Raw genomic sequence first — 14383 nt, 5'->3', positions numbered from 1 at the left:
CCTCCGCAACATGCTTTTCTGTTATTTAACTTCCGCACCCAGCGAGCCGGTAAAATGGCCCAATGCCCACTCGTGGCCAGCCTGATTGAACGATGCCACCGCATCTTTATATACGACAATTTTAAAGCCTTTATTGTAAGCATCAACGGCGGTATGCAAAACACAAATATCCGTACATACACCGACCAGATGAACCTCGGTTATTCCCCGCTCCCTTAGCTTGATTTCAAGGTCTGTTCCCGCAAAAGCAGAATATCTTGTTTTATCGATATAATATACATTCTCCGCATCCTTATTCGCTTCATAAACGGACTGAAGGGCCCCATAAAGGTCTCGTCCACGTGTTCCGCGGATATTATGGGGAGGAAACAGCTTCGTCTCAGGATGATATTCATCTCCCTCATCATGTACATCAATGGCAAAAACAGTATAATCGCCATTCTTAATAAACTCTTCGGTCAAATCGGTTATTTTTTTCTCAATTGCCCGTCCCGGCTCACCGCATGTCAATGCCCCTGCATCTGCAACGAAATCATATGTATAATCGATATTAAGTAAAGCTCTCTTTGACATTTTGCCACCCCGTTTCGCAAATTTTGAATCCTTTTAACCATTTTATCAATTCCATAAAAGTAAAGCTATTTTCATATTTTTCAGGTTAGCCTTTCTCCATCATAGAGAAAAATCCTGCCGTTTGGGCAGGATTCAATTCAGCTATAGATTTTTCCAGGTACCCAGTCGGCTGGGATATCTTCGGGACGGAGTTCATCCAAGGGAGCGAATACTTCAATGTGCCTGTACAGATTTTCAAACTCGGCAGGCAGCAGGCCGCCATACTCTCCATCGAGGTTCAGAAGCACTTTATCCTTCGAGTGGACTTTAATCCGATTTGCTTTCGTATAAATGACATTCTCATCTTTGAGATGGTCGCCTCGCAATGCTAGAGTTGCTACCCGAATGAATTCGGCCAGGTTTACCTTTTTCAAAATGATCAGCGAAAACATGCCATCGTTGATTGACGAATCAGGAGCTATTTTTTCAAAGCCGCCAATTGAATTGGTAAGGCCAATCAGGAACAGCATTGCTTCCCCTTCAAATAGCTTTCCATCATATTCGATGCAAACATGGCTGGCATTGATGGAAGGAAGCATCTCCATTCCTTTTAAATAATAAGCCAATTGGCCGAGAACAGTCTTTAGCTTGCTTGGAACTTCATAAGTCAGCTCGGTCAGCCGGCCGCCTCCGGCAATATTGATAAAATACTTTTCATTCATTCTGCCGATATCAACCGGGATTCGGCCACCTTTTACGATTATATCAGTCGCTCCCTCAATATCCCTTGGTATATGGAGGGCACGTGCAAAATCATTTGTCGTTCCCATTGGAATGATTCCCAGTTTCGGACGGTATTCCTGCTGGGCCAGCCCATTTACAACTTCATTGATTGTTCCGTCTCCTCCGGCAGCGATCACGATGTCATACTTCCGTTCAACAGCTAACTTCGCAGCAAGCGTCGCATCGCCTTCACCGGTTGTTGCGTGGCAGGAAGTTTCATATCCAGCCCTTTCCAGCTTTTCAAGAACCTCTGGGAGATGCCTTCTGAATACTTCCCTTCCGGATGTCGGATTATAAATAATTCGTGCTCTTTTCATATCGAAATCATCCTTATAGTAAAGTGAACCTTTCATCAGCGAGGGTTTATACACCCTATCTGGTGATTAGGTGAACCAATCGGACCTTTACGGGCAGTTGATTCCTTACAATTCTTCTTTATCCTCTAAAATCTTGACTGTTAAGAGTAGAGTGAACCGCAGCAGCATATTCCACCATTTACCATCATATCCCAAAACTCTCCTTTTCGCAATCAGCAGGAAGTCCGATACCTATCATACTCTCATGGAAATTCTTTTGCAAAAGAATATCTTGCACAGCATAGCTGCCAACCCTCTGCAAGCAAAAAAGGATTCCCGCCATTATAAGCGAAAAATCCTTTTAAACCAACTGAAAAGAGATCAGGATACTAATGATGACATTTAACCGGAATGCTATTTTTCCCAAGCCATCCCGTTCCTTTACAATACTGATTAAGCCATACCCACAGCCGAAAAGGATCGTTGCAAATGCAAACCAGTCAGAAAAGGGGAGAGGATTGGTAAAGACAAGCAGGATGGCAAGTACCGACGACATCCAGGAAAAATATTTAAACATTCCTAATCACCATTAGAGGAAACACGGTAACGGTTGTTCTCATTTCCCGGTGGACCTTCCTCTTCTTTGAAAAAGGAGCGTCATGAGCGCTCCCGTGAGCATCGCCATACCTGTCAGGACTTTAATCCAATTTATGTTCATATATGCGTTCCCCCTTTTTCTCTTTGCTTCCTGTCCACAGCTTTATGCCTCCCCCAATCAAGAGGATACAAACAAGTGCAGTTTGAAGATAACTACCAAGCATATACAAATCAACGTGCACAAATCTCGAAATGATCGGCTGGAAGACTGGCAGAAAAATATTCATTGCCAGATAATACACCCCAAGTGCAATCAGCCCAATGCCGACCCATTTTTGATGGTTAACAAAATTTGTGATGACGGGGATATCCTCCAACCGTTCATCCTCTCCTGTACGAGAAGCCTTTTGAAGGCCGTCAAAGAAGCTGTAGAACCAAATAATTGGAATCAGAAATAGGAATATCCCGAGCCTAAGGATGTCAAGGATATAAATTGCAAACAGAAACGCTGCCATTAGCTGAATGCCGCGCTTCTGAAGGCCAAGGTACAAATGCCCTGCTCCCGGGAAAATGGACAGGAACGTTGCAATTGCCCTGCTCTTTTTACCATCTTCGCGCCTCAGTTCAAACTCTTCAAATATAGTTCGGTCGACAAGCTCTTCTCCTCGCTGCTTTTTAGACAACAGTAGAGTTGCATCAAAAAAGCCGTACACCCAAATGATTGGCAAAACTGCTAGGAAAACAAGAAACTCCCCACGGCCGGTAAGTCCTGTGACAAACATGACCATAACCGCAAGCCCGATAAACGATGCAAGGAGAGTTACTCCACGGTTCATCAACCCAAGCTGAAAGTGGCCTAAACCCGGGATGAGTGACAGGATAATCGTGTAAAACCTCTCAGACTCCTGGCTAGATTGCTGGTGACTACCGTCCGAAGAAGCCTCCTGTGCCTTCCGTGCTTTATACTTCGATATTTGCAAGCCAATGTCGATGAAGCTGATAATATAGAGGACAAGGCCTGCAAAGAATGATAAGAATCCCACTTCCGGAGCATAGTCCATGAACATCAGCAGGGAAAAAAGCTCTAATCCAAGTACAACGATTAAGTAAAAGAGCCCCTTAAAGATTTTGCCGATATAAATATGGCCCAAACCCGGAAAAACGGATAGAGTTAAGGCTGCCATTGGATTTTTCATTTATCTTCCTCCTTGTTTTTCTCCAGTGAGTCTTTCCAGGCAAACGTTTTTGCAATGAACTCTTCGGTGTAGGATGGTTTGTTTGTTTGTGGTTTTATACTGCCAGTGGTCCCTGCAAGACCGGTTATCGATTGAAAGACACCGGAAAACGTCAGCACTAGAGTAGCAACCGCTGCAAGAATATAATGGACCAGCTGTTTTTTATAACTATACTGATTTGCCTTTGAATTGCCGTTTTTGCTTTTATAGAAGCCCTGCTCATTCCCAAGCTGGTTCATAACTTTTTCTGTAAATCGTGAGTCTTCTACTATTGGTAAATTTCCTTCAGCGAGTTCAATTGCCTGCATGTAAAGATTAAGGCATTGGCTGCAGGAGTAAAGATGGTCTTCCATTTCAGCCTCATAGCTCCTGCTAACCTTGCCAGATGTGTACAACTGCCAGTCTGCCAGTTCGTAATGCTTCATGAAAAATCTTCCTCCTCCCAATGCTTTCTGATCCAATTTCTGGCCCGGTAAAGTTTTACCTCTATTGATTTAGGTTTGACATTTTGCTCCTCGGCCATTTCTTGGTACGATTTCTCCTCTATGTAATAACCGTAAATAACATCTCTATAGTTTTCCGGAAGATCGTTAAGCCTTTCCCTGACAAGGCGTTTTCTTTCATTTCTAAACACGTTTTGCTCCACGCCGTCCTTTTCGGTCAATAACACCTCAAGTCCTGGCTGGTCAATTGCCTCTTCCTTCCTCCTGGCCATTTTCCGTTTGCAATCAATCGCATGGTTGACAGCGATCCGGGTTATCCAGGTTTTGAAGCCCTGGTGCTGATAGCGGGGGAGAGACCGATAGATTTTAATGAACACTTCCTGTGCGGCATCCTCTGCTTCCTTCTGGTCGCGAAGAACTGCATAGACGGTCCGGAACACGTCATTGCGGTATTTTTCAACCAGAAGCCTGAAAGCATGATCACTCCCTGCCAGCACTTTTTCTATTAATACAGTATCACCGATCTCTCTCTCCCCCCTTCTCCCATACTATTAGACGTGACAGAAATAATAATCACTACAGGTACAAGGAAATATTTTTTCTCGTCTCTACATGTTCTAGATTCTTCTGATTCGGACCAGCCATGAATATAGTTAAAATGACTATCAGTATAAAAGTCCTTTATTTTTCCAAAAAAGGCAATTTCTTTGTGATAATTATGGTAAAATAAACCCCAAACCGGTTTGCAAAGGAATGATTATATGTTTGTAATTTCTTTTCTAGCAGCCTATCTTATCGGCTCTTTTCCTACCGCACTAATTATCGGCAAGCTGGTTTACGGAGTGGATATCCGTGAACATGGAAGCAACAATCCTGGTGCAACTAACACTTTAAGGGTTTTCGGAAAAACAGCGGCTATTTTCGTACTGCTAGTCGATCTTGGCAAGGGGGCATTGGCTGCGGCTCTGCCGCTTCTGTTTTCGATTCCAGTCGATCCTCTTTATTTTGGACTAGTTGCCGTAATCGGCCACTGCTTTCCGGTATTTGCAGGATTTCGCGGCGGAAAGGCAATTGCAACGACGGCTGGTACACTCATTATTGCAAGCTTGCCGATGCTGGCGGTTGCATATGTATCGTTCTTCCTCGTCATTTTTGTCACAAAATTTGTCTTTCTCGGTTCAATTTCTGTAGGGCTGTCTTTATTCATTTATTCCTTCTTTTTGCCAAACAAAGGATTTACCCTGCTGTTCGGCGGATTCACCCTATTCCTGTTTTATCTTCACCGCTCAAACATTCGGAATTTGATCCTTGGAATTGAACCGAAAGTCAATGACAAGAACTTGAAGAAAGACCGGATCCCTCCCCCTGGAGGAGGCTCCTTGCCTTTTAGCTAAGAACGGAAAAAGCAGCCCCAATGGCTGCTTTTTTTCATTAACCAATTTTTTCAATGATACTTTCCGAAACCGTCTGCCAGATTCCTTTATCTGTTACATAGGAGTCTGTCAGGTTTTTATAAAATTCCCTTTGTTTTTCTTCAAAATCAGGCTCTTCCTTGGCAGGCAGCCCGGCCCTTCCGCGAACAACCAGTTCCTGTACCTGCTGGGCGCGCGGACCCCATACTGCGTATTCATCCCCATTTACGTCAATGAAGATGTAAATTGGTATTGCTCGTGCAGTTCCATTTGTAAGGTATTGGTCCATGAGTTCAAGATTTTGGTCCCGCAGAAGAAAGCGTACTTCCATCCCACCTGCTTCTGCAATCTTCATAAGGATTGGATTGTTTAGCATTGCATCCCCGCACCAGTCTTCGGTCAGGGCAATCACTCTTAAGGCTTTTTCCTTCACCGATTCAAGCCTGGATTTCTGAGGCTGAGCCAATTCAAACTGTTCCAAAATCTTTAGCATGCTTTCCTTATTTTTCTCCATGCCTTCACTGTATTCTTCAAAAGTAAGTCCTTTTTCAAACCAGCTATTCAAATCCATTTTACCCATCCCTTCCTGTTTTCTTCCATCATACCTTACTCGTCGGATATAGCAAAATTCCTGATTTAAAAGTTTACCATTTCATTACTTTTACTATACTGATATATTTTTACATTTGACGGGTATATAGAAATATATTATAAAGTAGGTGGAGAATATTTTTTATATAAAGAATATTTAAAAAGTATTTCCTGAATTTACAAAGGGGGATAATTTATGTCAAATGAGGTGTTACAACTTATCTCAATCGGTATTTATATGGCCGCGATGTTATGGATTGGCTGGTATGCCTATCGAAAGACAACCAACTTGACCGACTATATGCTTGGGGGACGTTCATTGGGTCCGGCCGTAACAGCTTTAAGCGCTGGAGCTGCCGATATGAGCGGATGGCTATTGATGGGGCTGCCCGGTGGAATTTATGTAAGTGGTTTAGCTAGTGCATGGATTGCGGTAGGCTTGACAATTGGAGCTTATATCAACTGGCTTTTCGTTGCCCCGCGACTTCGTACTTATACGCAGGTGTCGAATAATTCGATTACGATTCCAAGCTATCTTGAAAACAGATTCAAGGATAACACAAAACTGTTAAGGATTGTTTCCGGAATTGTTATTCTTATCTTCTTTACCTTCTATGTCTCATCCGGGCTTGTTTCCGGAGCTGTATTTTTTCAAAGCTCTTTTGATACAAGTTATATAACAGGCCTCTTTATTGTTGGAGGTGTTGTTGTTGCCTATACCCTGTTTGGAGGTTTCCTCGCTGTCAGCTATACCGACTTCATCCAGGGGCTGATGATGCTGATCGCCTTGCTGCTCGTTCCAGCCATCGGCTTTTTTGCAACAGGCGGTCCATCTGAAACATTTGAGACAGTCCGTACAGTAAATCCTGAATTCATGAGCCTCTTTAAGGGCGCAACAATAATTGGTGTGATTTCCGCGCTGGCCTGGGGGCTTGGCTATTTTGGCCAGCCGCATATCATCGTCCGCTTTATGGCAATCACAAATGTAAAAGAAATGAAAAACGCCCGAAGAATTGGAATGGGCTGGATGATTTTCTCGTTAATTGGGACAATCCTAACTGCTCTGGTCGGTATTGCGTACTTTAAACAAAATCCTGACGTTGAACTAGGCAATCCGGAAGCTGTTTTTCTTGTGTTAGGACAGATTCTGTTCCATCCCCTTCTTGCAGGCTTCATGCTTGCAGCGGTTCTGGCTGCTATTATGAGTACCGTCTCTTCTCAGCTCATTGTTACATCAAGTGCATTGGTTGAGGACCTTTATAAAGTCCTTATCAAACAGGACGCTTCTGATAAGCAACTCGTCTTTCTTGGCAGAATGGCAGTCCTCGTTGTTGCACTTGTTGCGGCCGTTCTTGCCTGGAACCCTGACAACACGATCTTGGATCTGGTAGCCTATGCATGGGCTGGGTTCGGCGCTTCCTTTGGTCCAATCATTCTTCTCAGCTTGTTCTGGAGGAAGATGACAGGCTCGGGTGCAATTGCTGGTATGATTGTCGGTGCCGTAACGGTCATTGTCTGGGCAGAGCTTAACCTTGGCAAAGTATTGTTCGGTGAAACACTTTATGAAATTGTCCCAGGCTTCTTGCTGAACCTCCTGGTTACCTGGGCAGTAAGCATGGCAACCTATAAGAAGAACCCAGAAATAGAGAAAGAGTTTGACGAAAGCATCCAATTATTGAAATATGAGTAATGAAAAGAGGAGCCGGGCATTCACAGTGCCTGGCTCCTTCTTTATTTTAACCATAGATCGGGATGACAGGAATCGAACCTGCGACCCCTAGCACCCCATGCTAGTGCTCTACCAAGCTGAGCTACATCCCGCTTCAACATTAGTATAGCTTTTCACTTCACTAATATCTAGCAGTCTTTTCAATTGTTTTTCGACAATGTCGATTTAATCAAACGTTTGATTAAATTTCTCAAAAAGACTGCGGGAGTTGCTTTTTAGCAAAACCCGGCCTGCAGGAATTGTCACAAAAACAGGCGGGATCCCCCGCCTGCCCTTACCGTTTTGTTAGTTCCTCTACGAGGATTTTATTGACTAGCTGTGGATTTGCCTGGCCTTTTGTTGCTTTCATGATCTGGCCGACAAGATAGCCTGTTGCTTTGCTCTTACCATTTTTAAAATCCTCAATCGACTGCGGATTGGCATCAAGTGTCTCGGTAACGATCTTCAATAGGGCCCCTTCATCGGATATCTGGACCAGTCCCTTTGCCTTCACGATTTCTTCCGGATTTCCGCCGTTTTCAACCAATTCCTTGAAGACAGTCTTGGCAATCTTGGATGAAATTGTTCCATCGCCAATCAGTTTAATCAAACCTGACAGATTGTCTGGAGTCAGCTTCGTTTCCGTGAGTTCCTTCTGCTCGGACTTCAAATAAGCCGAAACGTCGCCCATCAGCCAGTTGGATGCTTGTTTGGCATCGGCCCCTGCATCTACTGTGGCTTCGAAGAAATCTGCCATTTCCCTGGTTGCCGTAAGCACCTTTGCATCATACTCCGGCAGTCCAAGCTTAGATACATACCGCTCAATCCGGGAATCCGGAAGTTCTGGTATCTCTGCCTGGATTCTTGCTTTCCACTCCTCGTCGATGACCACATCAAGCAGGTCAGGCTCTGGGAAGTAGCGATAATCGTCCGAACCTTCTTTTACCCTCATTAGGATTGTCGATCCGGTCGCTTCATCATAGCGGCGCGTTTCCTGGCGAATTTCTCCGCCTGCACTCACAATTTCCCGCTGGCGTTTTTCTTCATGTTCAAGGCCTCTTCTTACAAAATTGAATGAATTAAGGTTCTTCAATTCCGTCTTTGTTCCGAACTCTTTCTGTCCAACAGGACGGATGGAGATATTCGCATCACAGCGAAGCGAGCCTTCCTCCATCTTGACATCAGACACTCCTGTATACAAAATAATGGACTTTAATTTTTCAAGATAGGCATACGCCTCGTCCGGAGTACGGATGTCTGGCTCGGATACAATTTCTACTAGCGGTGTTCCCTGCCGGTTGTAATCGACAAGCGAAGCACCTGAAACATGATTCAATTTCCCCGCATCTTCTTCCAGGTGAAGCCGTGTAATACCGATTTTTTTCTTATAGCCGTTCACTTCAATTTCAATCCAGCCGTTTTCGCCAATCGGTTTATCAAATTGTGAAATTTGATAGGCTTTTGGATTATCCGGATAAAAATAATTCTTCCGGTCGAACTTTGTAATCGGGGCGATTTCACAGTTTAAAGCCATTGCAGCTTTTATTGCATATTCAACAGCCTTCTTGTTCAGGACGGGCAGCACACCCGGGTAGCCAAGATCAATAACACTCGTATTCGAGTTTGCTTCGGCACCAAAGTGGTTGGGGCTAGTTGAAAAAATCTTTGATTCAGTTTTTAATTCTACGTGGACCTCAAGACCGATGACTGTTTCAAATTTCATTTCTTTCCCCCCTTAAAGCGCCGGCCGCTGTTTATGATAGTTGGTTCCCTGTTCAAACGCGTATGCTGCACGATAAATTGCTGCTTCATCAAAATGCTTGCCAATTATCTGCATGCCGAGCGGGAGTCCATTGTTGTCAAATCCGCACGGTATTGATATGGCAGGCACTCCGGCCAGATTGACTGGAATGGTCAGAATATCGTTCGCATACATTGTCAGCGGGTCATCAATGTTCTCGCCAATTTTGAATGCTGGTGTTGGAGTGGTTGGCCCTACAATCAGATCATAGTTCTGAAAAACATCTTCAAAGTCTTTCTTAATTAGAGTCCTGACTCTTTGTGCCTTTTTATAATACGCATCATAATAGCCCGAGCTTAGGGCGAACGTCCCAAGCATAATTCGGCGCTTCACTTCGTCCCCAAATCCTTCGGCACGCGTCTTTTTGTACATGCTAAGCAGATCGTCGGCATGCTCTGTCCGGTGCCCATACCGCACCCCATCAAAGCGGGCAAGATTCGCAGAAGCTTCTGATGAAGACAAAATATAATAGGCAGCTAAAGCATACTTCGAATGTGGCAGGGATACTTCTTCAATGATAGCCCCTTCACTCTCAAGTACCTTTAACGCTGCTTTTATGGAGTTTTTAACTTCTTCTTGAACCCCTTCGCCTAAGTACTCTTTTGGAATCCCAATTTTCATGCCTTTAACATCACCGGTTAGGCCTTTAGTGAAATCCGGAACTTCAACGTTTGCGGATGTTGAGTCCATCGGGTCAAGTCCGCAAATTGTGTTCAAGAGATAGGCATTGTCCTTCACATTCCTTGTAATCGGGCCAATTTGGTCAAGCGATGATGCGAAAGCAACAAGGCCATAGCGCGAAACACGCCCATATGTAGGTTTCATGCCGACAACCCCGCAAAAAGACGCAGGCTGCCGTATGGATCCGCCTGTATCAGAGCCAAGTGAAAACAACACTTCGCCTGCAGCAACCGATGCCGCAGAACCGCCAGATGAACCGCCGGGAACCCGGTCAAGATCCCAAGGGTTTCTAGTCTTTTGATACGATGAGTTTTCATTTGAAGAACCCATTGCAAACTCATCCATATTGAGTTTCCCGATTGTAACGGTCCCTGCAGCTTCAAGCTTGTCCATGACAGTGGCATTGTATATTGGGTCGAAATTTTCAAGGATTTGGCTTGCGCACGTTGTCCTGAGCCCCTTTGTGACAATATTATCCTTAATGCCAATCGGCATCCCAGAAAGAATCCCTTTATGGGTTTGCTGCTCTTGTGCCCTGGCACGTGCAGCTTCCTCATTTAGTGTAAGGAAAGCTTGTACCTTCCCATCCACCTCGCCAATCCTCTTATACGACTCCTCGACAAGGTCCAAGGAGGATATTTCCCTTTTTTGCACTAACTCTCTCAAATCCTCTAGAGAATGATCAAATAAACTCACAGACGTTCCTCCTTATTCCTCTAAAATTGATGGCACCCGAAAATAGCCATCTTGCCTGTCAGGTGCATTTTTCAATACCTGTTCGCGCGGCAGCCCGCTTTCGGCTTTGTCCTCCCTTAGGACATTGGTCATCATAAGCACATGGGAAGTTGGCTCAACACCTTCTGTATCCAGCTCATTCAGCTGTTCTGCAAACGTAATGATTGCTCCCAACTGCTGCGAGAACCTTTCCGCCTCATTATCGTTAATCTCGAGCCGAGCAAGGTTCGCCACATGCCGGACCTGATCTAATGAAATTCTCGTCACCTTCATTCCTCCCGTTCAATCATAATACTATTGATAATAACAGAAATTCGATTAGGATTAAAATAACGGCAAGTTGGAATTTCTGGAATAGCTAATATAGTTAAGAAACAGCCGCCACTTTCCTTAGACGGTTTGGCAATTGGGGTCTACTAGAGTAATCTCCTGTATTAATTTTTTTGAACCCCCTATTAGATTAATCTGCTTGCACGTTCTTAAGATTAATCTATTTAGGATCCTTTATCAGATTAATCTCCCTCTTATGCACAAGATTTGAAGGGCCAATTAATGAAGAAGGGTACCCACCATAAACATTGGCGGGCACCCTTTACTTCACCTTCTGCTCAAGCAGTGGTTCATACATCATGATCGCATTGTTTTCGGTAATAAACTCTTCGCTGACAAGCTTATGCTGACGGTTGTATGCTTTTCGCCAAAGCTCATTATGCCTTATATAACCACCCCAATACGCAGGTAGGATGCTATGGTCTTTTTCAAAAATATGATACACATAAAGCTGTGGTTCCTCGCATCGCCATTCTCCGACCAAGTGTGTATCGGTTAGGCGGACATGAAGCTGGTAAGGCACATCTGTTTCATTTTTGATCCGCAAATCAAGATAATTATAGGAACAGGTTGCTCCGCTTCCAAAGGGCTGTGTCCGGTTAGAGTCAGGAAATACATCGAAACTATGGCGATGCCGTTCCGTCACCGTGAGAGGCGTATGGAGCGTCATCCAGTAGATCAAATTAGAAAGCTGGCAGAGCCCGCCCCCGATACCCTTCATGAAGCGGCCATAATGAAGGACCATTCCGTCCACATAGCCCTTTCTTTTTGTGGGGCTGCCAATCAGTTTCCAATAGGAAAATGTCTCACCCGGCTTAATAATAATGCCGTTTATCTTCTCTACTGCAAGCTTGAGGTTCGTAATTTTATTTTGCTGGTAACTTATATCAACACCCTGGAGCTTTCTTATCAAAGGCGTTTGATGCCCGAAGGCCGAATGAGGCAGAAGAACCCTGTCTCGTTCGTTTGCATAGTTATTTCCGTCTATCAACCACTCAAAATATCGTTTCCATGTATAAAAAGTCTTACCAAGCTTGATTCTTAACTCAGAACGCTCTTTTGGCCGTAATTCCGCCATGTTCATGGATTTGGCCCCTTTTCTTTGAATCTTTTAAACCATATACTAATCTCTTTTATCTAAAAAGAAAAGGGGGGTTTCTGAGCAATTTTTGCCAAATCCTGCAAAAATGGCTATACAAATGAAAAGAACCCATTGCAGGGTTCACAATTATTTCCGTATCCAGCCAAATAATTTTCCCAGGAGTCCCTTTTTCGCTGCAGGCTGAGCTTCTTCCGGCAGGACTTTGGCTTTAACATAGATTTCTTCTTTATCAACCGCATAGGGGCAGGCCAAAACTAGGCCAAGGTGCGTATCGTACTCTTTATTGGTTACAATTGTATAGTCAATATTGTTTTCCCTTGCGATTTTAAGATATTTGGAAAAATCCTCATAAGAGAGAGTACCGTTCATGTATAAATGAGAATCGTGGTGCTCTTTCATTAACTGTTCGACTTGTGGATATATTCCTTTCTCAAGAACCTGGCCTTTTTTGAGCGCAATAAGGACGCGCTCCCTTATCGTTCCGAGAAATTTGCGCCTTTCCTCGGGCTTCAGCTGCTTTTGCCCATGTATTCCTTGCTGCAATACATCCTCCACCGTTGGCTTTCCCACTGCTTCACCCCGTCTCCTTTTTCTACCTATGTATGATTGTTCCCTAAAAACGGTGCAACCACTTCATCTTAGTAAAAAAACTCAACTTCGGCTAGCTTTGCGGTTCATTCCCCGAATTTCTATGAAAAAAGCAGCCCCCGCCATCAGGGGCCGCCTATGCTTTATTTTATTACCGTAAATTGTTCCGCTTCTGTGGAACCCTTAAGTGCAACAGTTGAAGATGTTCCTCCCGAAATCACCATTGCAACCTCATCGAAGTATCCAGTCCCCACTTCACGCTGATGCCTTGTCGCTGTATAGCCATATTGTTCGCTAGCAAACTCAGCCTGCTGCAGATCAGAATAGGCTGCCATTCCGCGATCCTTGTACCCGCGTGCTAGCTCGAACATGCTGTGGTTGAGGGCGTGGAAGCCGGCTAACGTCACGAATTGGAACTTGTAACCCATCTTTCCAAGCTCAACCTGGAACTTTTCAATTGTCTCCTGGTCGAGCTTTTTTTTCCAGTTAAAGGACGGAGAGCAGTTATAGGCGAGCAGCTTGCCAGGATATTTTTCATGAATCGCTTCAGCAAAACGCCTCGCTTCCTCAAGATCCGGCTCGGATGTTTCACACCAGACGAGGTCTGCATAAGGTGCATAAGCAAGCCCACGTGCAATCGCCTGGTCAAGGCCTGCCTTTGTTTTGAAAAATCCCTCAGGTGTCCGTTCACCAGTCAGGAATTCATGATCATATGGATCGATGTCGCTTGTAATTAAATCAGCCGCATTGGCATCAGTGCGCGCTACGATAACAGTTGGTACACCCATTACATCTGCGGCAAGCCTGGCAGCAATCAGGTTCTTGACTGCAGTCTGGGTTGGGAGAAGAACTTTGCCACCCAAATGGCCACATTTTTTTTCAGAAGAAAGCTGGTCTTCAAAGTGGACGCCTGCCGCACCTGCTTCAATCATGCCCTTCATCAGTTCGAATACATTCAGCTGGCCGCCAAAACCCGCTTCAGCGTCAGCGACAATCGGTACAAACCAATCAATTGATGTGTCTCCTTCACTAAAATGTATCTGGTCAGCCCGTTGAAGCGCCTGATTGATGCGTTTGACGACGCTTGGCACGCTGTTGGCAGGGTAAAGGCTCTGGTCCGGATACATATGCCCCGACAGGTTTGCGTCAGCCGCTACCTGCCAGCCGCTTAAGTAAATTGCCTTAAGGCCTGCTTTGACCTGCTGAATCGCTTGATTACCAGTCAAAGCTCCTAAAGCATTAATATACTCTTCCTCTCGAAGAAGGTTCCAAAGCTTTTCAGCACCCCTTCTTGCAAGTGTATGTTCAACGTCAAGTGACCCCCGCAGCTTGACAACATCCTGTGCAGTGTAAGTTCTTTCGACTCCATTCCAGCGGCTGTCCAGCTGCCAGCTTTCCTCCAATTGCTTTACACGCAAATCACTCATCCCTATTTCCTCCTGTTCAATACTGTTATAATACAAATTTATAAAACTAATAGTATTATATAACAGCGTTTTATAAAAGGAAACTGTTAAGAGTGGTTTTTT

General features: G+C 44.5%; 15 protein-coding genes and 1 tRNA gene. 2 read left to right on the top strand and 14 right to left on the bottom strand.

The window, feature by feature from the left end:
• Positions 1-21: 21 nt before the first annotated feature.
• The 6 genes from A8F94_RS19085 to A8F94_RS19060 form a co-directional block, all read right to left on the bottom strand.
• Positions 22-573, bottom strand: a complete 552-nt coding sequence (locus A8F94_RS19085; RefSeq protein ID WP_066204150.1) for a cysteine hydrolase family protein — start codon at positions 571-573, stop codon at positions 22-24.
• Positions 574-710: 137 nt separating this feature from the next.
• Positions 711-1652, bottom strand: a complete 942-nt coding sequence (locus tag A8F94_RS19080; RefSeq protein ID WP_066204148.1) for a diacylglycerol kinase — start codon at positions 1650-1652, stop codon at positions 711-713.
• Positions 1653-1992: 340 nt separating this feature from the next.
• A complete protein-coding gene (locus A8F94_RS25465; RefSeq protein ID WP_139070138.1) occupies positions 1993-2208 on the bottom strand; it encodes a hypothetical protein in 216 nt (71 codons plus the stop codon).
• A 121-nt stretch (positions 2209-2329) separates the two neighbouring features.
• The gene (locus A8F94_RS19070) at positions 2330-3424 is read right to left on the bottom strand and encodes a hypothetical protein (RefSeq protein WP_066204143.1); all 1095 of its coding nucleotides are present in this window, start codon (positions 3422-3424) and stop codon (positions 2330-2332) included.
• Complete coding sequence (locus tag A8F94_RS19065) at positions 3421-3888, bottom strand: hypothetical protein (RefSeq protein ID WP_066204141.1); 468 nt, start codon at positions 3886-3888, stop codon at positions 3421-3423. Before A8F94_RS19065 ends, A8F94_RS19070 begins: the two co-directional genes overlap by 4 nt.
• On the bottom strand, positions 3885-4403 hold the full coding sequence (locus A8F94_RS19060) for a sigma-70 family RNA polymerase sigma factor (protein ID WP_254660904.1): 519 nt from the start codon (positions 4401-4403) through the stop codon (positions 3885-3887). The genes A8F94_RS19065 and A8F94_RS19060 overlap by 4 nt, the downstream gene beginning before the upstream one ends.
• Positions 4404-4667: 264 nt before the next feature.
• Between A8F94_RS19060 and plsY the strand changes: the two genes are divergently transcribed.
• A complete protein-coding gene (gene plsY, locus A8F94_RS19055) occupies positions 4668-5300 on the top strand; it encodes a glycerol-3-phosphate 1-O-acyltransferase PlsY (protein WP_066204135.1) in 633 nt (210 codons plus the stop codon).
• Between the two features lie 37 nt (positions 5301-5337).
• On the opposite strand, the gene A8F94_RS19050 is transcribed toward plsY, so the two are convergent.
• Positions 5338-5889 (bottom strand): thioredoxin family protein, encoded by a 552-nt coding sequence (locus A8F94_RS19050; RefSeq protein WP_066204133.1) that lies wholly within the window; start codon positions 5887-5889, stop codon positions 5338-5340.
• 216 nt (positions 5890-6105) lie between these two features.
• Between A8F94_RS19050 and putP the strand changes: the two genes are divergently transcribed.
• Positions 6106-7599: a sodium/proline symporter PutP gene (gene putP / locus A8F94_RS19045; protein WP_066204131.1), complete on the top strand. Its 1494-nt coding sequence runs from the start codon at positions 6106-6108 to the stop codon at positions 7597-7599.
• Positions 7600-7656: 57 nt separating this feature from the next.
• On the opposite strand, the gene A8F94_RS19040 is transcribed toward putP, so the two are convergent.
• From A8F94_RS19040 to aceA, 7 genes are all read right to left on the bottom strand, one after another.
• Positions 7657-7730 (bottom strand) — tRNA-Pro (locus tag A8F94_RS19040).
• A 182-nt stretch (positions 7731-7912) separates the two neighbouring features.
• The gene (gatB, locus tag A8F94_RS19035) at positions 7913-9340 is read right to left on the bottom strand and encodes an Asp-tRNA(Asn)/Glu-tRNA(Gln) amidotransferase subunit GatB (protein WP_066204129.1); all 1428 of its coding nucleotides are present in this window, start codon (positions 9338-9340) and stop codon (positions 7913-7915) included.
• Between the two features lie 12 nt (positions 9341-9352).
• A complete protein-coding gene (gene gatA, locus A8F94_RS19030) occupies positions 9353-10795 on the bottom strand; it encodes an Asp-tRNA(Asn)/Glu-tRNA(Gln) amidotransferase subunit GatA (protein ID WP_066204127.1) in 1443 nt (480 codons plus the stop codon).
• Positions 10796-10807: 12 nt separating this feature from the next.
• Complete coding sequence (gene gatC, locus A8F94_RS19025) at positions 10808-11101, bottom strand: Asp-tRNA(Asn)/Glu-tRNA(Gln) amidotransferase subunit GatC (protein ID WP_066204123.1); 294 nt, start codon at positions 11099-11101, stop codon at positions 10808-10810.
• 325 nt (positions 11102-11426) lie between these two features.
• On the bottom strand, positions 11427-12248 hold the full coding sequence (locus A8F94_RS19020) for a VanW family protein (protein ID WP_066204121.1): 822 nt from the start codon (positions 12246-12248) through the stop codon (positions 11427-11429).
• Positions 12249-12392: 144 nt separating this feature from the next.
• Positions 12393-12836: a YueI family protein gene (locus A8F94_RS19015; protein WP_066204119.1), complete on the bottom strand. Its 444-nt coding sequence runs from the start codon at positions 12834-12836 to the stop codon at positions 12393-12395.
• A 161-nt stretch (positions 12837-12997) separates the two neighbouring features.
• Complete coding sequence (aceA, locus tag A8F94_RS19010) at positions 12998-14281, bottom strand: isocitrate lyase (protein ID WP_066204118.1); 1284 nt, start codon at positions 14279-14281, stop codon at positions 12998-13000.
• Between the last annotated feature and the right edge of the window lie 102 nt (positions 14282-14383).

Origin of the sequence: Bacillus sp. FJAT-27225 (assembly GCF_001685025.1) — a bacterium.
GTDB lineage: Bacteria > Bacillota > Bacilli > Bacillales > Cytobacillaceae > Bacillus_D.
Note: the sequence above shows the minus strand (reverse complement) of the source record. Positions and strands in the feature narration are given on the sequence as shown.